Genomic DNA, 5,309 nt, shown 5'->3' with positions numbered 1-5,309 from the left:
GAAGAACTGGAAAGCGGCCCCGCTTCGACCGGGAATCGGACACGAAAGAGTCTGATAGAGTCGGAAACGCAAGACCGAAGGGAAAAGCCCGGAGGAAAGCCCGAGAGGGTGAGTACAAAGGAAGCGTCCGTTCCTTGAGAACTCAACAGCGTGCCAAAAGTCAACGCCAGATATGTTGATACCCCGGCCTGCTTCGGCAGGTTGGTGGTTCCTTTGAAAGTCCTGCCGGGCCTCACGGTTCCGGTGGGCAATTTACACAGCGAGGACGCTGTGGACGATCGGTCTTATTCCGGCTGATCGTTCCGCTCTCGTGATGTGTGTCCCGATTACGGGAAAACATTCACGGAGAGTTTGATCCTGGCTCAGGACGAACGCTGGCGGCGTGCTTAACACATGCAAGTCGAACGATGAAGCCCTTCGGGGTGGATTAGTGGCGAACGGGTGAGTAACACGTGGGCAATCTGCCCTTCACTCTGGGACAAGCCCTGGAAACGGGGTCTAATACCGGATAACACTCTGTCCCGCATGGGACGGGGTTGAAAGCTCCGGCGGTGAAGGATGAGCCCGCGGCCTATCAGCTTGTTGGTGGGGTGATGGCCTACCAAGGCGACGACGGGTAGCCGGCCTGAGAGGGCGACCGGCCACACTGGGACTGAGACACGGCCCAGACTCCTACGGGAGGCAGCAGTGGGGAATATTGCACAATGGGCGAAAGCCTGATGCAGCGACGCCGCGTGAGGGATGACGGCCTTCGGGTTGTAAACCTCTTTCAGCAGGGAAGAAGCGAGAGTGACGGTACCTGCAGAAGAAGCGCCGGCTAACTACGTGCCAGCAGCCGCGGTAATACGTAGGGCGCAAGCGTTGTCCGGAATTATTGGGCGTAAAGAGCTCGTAGGCGGCTTGTTGCGTCGGTTGTGAAAGCCCGGGGCTTAACCCCGGGTCTGCAGTCGATACGGGCAGGCTAGAGTGTGGTAGGGGAGATCGGAATTCCTGGTGTAGCGGTGAAATGCGCAGATATCAGGAGGAACACCGGTGGCGAAGGCGGATCTCTGGGCCATTACTGACGCTGAGGAGCGAAAGCGTGGGGAGCGAACAGGATTAGATACCCTGGTAGTCCACGCCGTAAACGTTGGGAACTAGGTGTTGGCGACATTCCACGTCGTCGGTGCCGCAGCTAACGCATTAAGTTCCCCGCCTGGGGAGTACGGCCGCAAGGCTAAAACTCAAAGGAATTGACGGGGGCCCGCACAAGCAGCGGAGCATGTGGCTTAATTCGACGCAACGCGAAGAACCTTACCAAGGCTTGACATACACCGGAAAGCATCAGAGATGGTGCCCCCCTTGTGGTCGGTGTACAGGTGGTGCATGGCTGTCGTCAGCTCGTGTCGTGAGATGTTGGGTTAAGTCCCGCAACGAGCGCAACCCTTGTTCTGTGTTGCCAGCATGCCTTTCGGGGTGATGGGGACTCACAGGAGACTGCCGGGGTCAACTCGGAGGAAGGTGGGGACGACGTCAAGTCATCATGCCCCTTATGTCTTGGGCTGCACACGTGCTACAATGGCCGGTACAATGAGCTGCGATGCCGTGAGGCGGAGCGAATCTCAAAAAGCCGGTCTCAGTTCGGATTGGGGTCTGCAACTCGACCCCATGAAGTCGGAGTTGCTAGTAATCGCAGATCAGCATTGCTGCGGTGAATACGTTCCCGGGCCTTGTACACACCGCCCGTCACGTCACGAAAGTCGGTAACACCCGAAGCCGGTGGCCCAACCCCTTGTGGGAGGGAGCTGTCGAAGGTGGGACTGGCGATTGGGACGAAGTCGTAACAAGGTAGCCGTACCGGAAGGTGCGGCTGGATCACCTCCTTTCTAAGGAGCACTTCTTACCGAGCCTGGCTTGGTCAGAGGCCACTACGTCGGCAAATGTCCGGCGGTGGTTGCTCATGGGTGGAACGTTGACTATTCGGCATGACAGGTTGTTTTTCACTAGTACTGCTTCGGCGTGGAACGTGGGAAGGGATCGGTTGTGTCGGGCACGTTGTTGGGTGTCTGAGGGTACGGCCGTTTGGTCGCCTTCAGTTGCCGGTCCCAGTGAACTTGTTCTTCGGAGCAGGGTGATGGGTGGCTGGTCGTTGTTTGAGAACTGCACAGTGGACGCGAGCATCTGTGGCCAAGTTTTTAAGGGCGCACGGTGGATGCCTTGGCACCAGGAACCGATGAAGGACGTGGGAGGCCGCGATAGGCCCCGGGGAGCTGTCAACCGAGCTTTGATCCGGGGGTGTCCGAATGGGGAAACCCGGCAGTCGTCATGGGCTGTCACCCGCTGCTGAACACATAGGCAGTGTGGAGGGAACGAGGGGAAGTGAAACATCTCAGTACCCTCAGGAAGAGAAAACAACCGTGATTCCGGGAGTAGTGGCGAGCGAAACTGGATGAGGCCAAACCGTATGCGTGTGATACCCGGCAGGGGTTGCGCATGTGGGGTTGTGGGATCTCTTTTTCACGGTCTGCCGGCTGTGAGACGAGTCAGAAACCGTTGATGTAGGCGAAGGACATGCGAAAGGTCCGGCGTAGAGGGTAAGACCCCCGTAGCTGAAACATTAGCGGCTCGTTTGAGAGACACCCAAGTAGCACGGGGCCCGAGAAATCCCGTGTGAATCTGGCGGGACCACCCGCTAAGCCTAAATATTCCCTGGTGACCGATAGCGGATAGTACCGTGAGGGAATGGTGAAAAGTACCGCGGGAGCGGAGTGAAATAGTACCTGAAACCGTGTGCCTACAAGCCGTGGGAGCGTCGCATGCAAGCTTGCTTGTATGTCGTGACTGCGTGCCTTTTGAAGAATGAGCCTGCGAGTTTGCGGTGTGTTGCGAGGTTAACCCGTGTGGGGAAGCCGTAGCGAAAGCGAGTCCGAATAGGGCGGTTGAGTAGCACGCTCAAGACCCGAAGCGGAGTGATCTAGCCATGGGCAGGTTGAAGCGGAGGTAAGACTTCGTGGAGGACCGAACCCACCAGGGTTGAAAACCTGGGGGATGACCTGTGGTTAGGGGTGAAAGGCCAATCAAACTCCGTGATAGCTGGTTCTCCCCGAAATGCATTTAGGTGCAGCGTCGTGTGTTTCTTGCCGGAGGTAGAGCACTGGATAGGCGATGGGCCCTACCGGGTTACTGACCTTAGCCAAACTCCGAATGCCGGTAAGTGAGAGCGCGGCAGTGAGACTGTGGGGGATAAGCTCCATGGTCGAGAGGGAAACAGCCCAGAGCATCGACTAAGGCCCCTAAGCGTACGCTAAGTGGGAAAGGATGTGGAGTCGCAGAGACAACCAGGAGGTTGGCTTAGAAGCAGCCATCCTTGAAAGAGTGCGTAATAGCTCACTGGTCAAGTGATTCCGCGCCGACAATGTAGCGGGGCTCAAGCGTACCGCCGAAGTCGTGTCATTCCAGTGTTGAGGGCTAACGCCTGCTGGGATGGGTAGGGGAGCGTCGTGTGCCGGGTGAAGCAGCCGTGGAAGCGAGTTGTGGACGGTTCACGAGTGAGAATGCAGGCATGAGTAGCGATACACACGTGAGAAACGTGTGCGCCGATTGACTAAGGGTTCCTGGGTCAAGCTGATCTGCCCAGGGTAAGTCGGGACCTAAGGCGAGGCCGACAGGCGTAGTCGATGGACAACCGGTTGATATTCCGGTACCCGCTTTGAAACGCCCAATACTGAATCAGGCGATGCTAAGTCCGTGAAGCCGGCCCGATCTCTTCGGAGTTGAGGGTAGTGGTGGAGCCGATGAACCAGACTTGTAGTAGGTAAGCGATGGGGTGACGCAGGAAGGTAGTCCAGCCCGGGCGGTGGTTGTCCCGGGGTAAGGGTGTAGGCCGTGTGGTAGGTAAATCCGTCACACGTTAAGGCTGAGACCTGATGCCGAGCCGATTGTGGTGAAGTGGATGATCCTATGCTGTCGAGAAAAGCCTCTAGCGAGTTTCATGGCGGCCCGTACCCTAAACCGACTCAGGTGGTCAGGTAGAGAATACCGAGGCGTTCGGGTGAACTATGGTTAAGGAACTCGGCAAAATGCCCCCGTAACTTCGGGAGAAGGGGGGCCATTCCTGGTGATGGGCTTTACGTCCTGAGCTGGGGGTGGCCGCAGAGACCAGCGAGAAGCGACTGTTTACTAAAAACACAGGTCCGTGCGAAGCCGTAAGGCGATGTATACGGACTGACGCCTGCCCGGTGCTGGAACGTTAAGGGGACCGGTTAGCTGACTTTCGGGTTGGCGAAGCTGAGAACTTAAGCGCCAGTAAACGGCGGTGGTAACTATAACCATCCTAAGGTAGCGAAATTCCTTGTCGGGTAAGTTCCGACCTGCACGAATGGCGTAACGACTTCTCGACTGTCTCAACCATAGGCCCGGTGAAATTGCACTACGAGTAAAGATGCTCGTTTCGCGCAGCAGGACGGAAAGACCCCGGGACCTTTACTACAGTTTGATATTGGTGTTCGGTTCGGCTTGTGTAGGATAGGTGGGAGACTTTGAAGCGGCCACGCCAGTGGTTGTGGAGTCGTCGTTGAAATACCACTCTGGTCGTGCTGGATGTCTAACCTGGGTCCGTGATCCGGATCAGGGACAGTGTCTGATGGGTAGTTTAACTGGGGCGGTTGCCTCCTAAAGAGTAACGGAGGCGCCCAAAGGTTCCCTCAGCCTGGTTGGCAATCAGGTGTTGAGTGTAAGTGCACAAGGGAGCTTGACTGTGAGACCGACGGGTCGAGCAGGGACGAAAGTCGGGACTAGTGATCCGGCAGTGGCTTGTGGAAGCGCTGTCGCTCAACGGATAAAAGGTACCCCGGGGATAACAGGCTGATCTTCCCCAAGAGTCCATATCGACGGGATGGTTTGGCACCTCGATGTCGGCTCGTCGCATCCTGGGGCTGGAGTCGGTCCCAAGGGTTGGGCTGTTCGCCCATTAAAGCGGTACGCGAGCTGGGTTTAGAACGTCGTGAGACAGTTCGGTCCCTATCCGCTGTGCGCGTAGGAATATTGAGAAGGGCTGTCCCTAGTACGAGAGGACCGGGACGGACGAACCTCTGGTGTGCCAGTTGTTCTGCCAAGGGCATGGCTGGTTGGCTACGTTCGGAAAGGATAACCGCTGAAAGCATCTAAGCGGGAAGCCTGCTTCGAGATGAGTATTCCCACCTCCTTGAGGGGTTAAGGCTCCCAGTAGACGACTGGGTTGATAGGCCAGATGTGGAAGCCCGGTAACGGGTGGAGCTGACTGGTACTAATAGGCCGAGGGCTTGTCCTCAGTTGCTCGCGTCCACTGTGTT

Annotated in this window: 2 rRNA genes; both read left to right on the top strand. The window is 57.1% G+C overall.

Going from position 1 to position 5,309, the window contains the following annotated elements:
- The first annotated feature begins 339 nt into the window (after positions 1-339).
- Positions 340-1,865, top strand: a 16S ribosomal RNA gene (locus tag ACH4EW_RS32285).
- A 299-nt stretch (positions 1,866-2,164) separates the two neighbouring features.
- Positions 2,165-5,287 (top strand): 23S ribosomal RNA (locus tag ACH4EW_RS32280).
- The 16S and 23S rRNA genes sit together here, the layout of an rRNA operon.
- Positions 5,288-5,309 lie beyond the last annotated feature (22 nt).

This window comes from Streptomyces sp. NPDC018000 (assembly GCF_044328025.1).
Classification (GTDB): domain Bacteria; phylum Actinomycetota; class Actinomycetes; order Streptomycetales; family Streptomycetaceae; genus Streptomyces.
The sequence above is the reverse complement of the archived record's forward strand: the minus strand, read 5'-3'. Positions and strand labels throughout refer to the sequence as shown.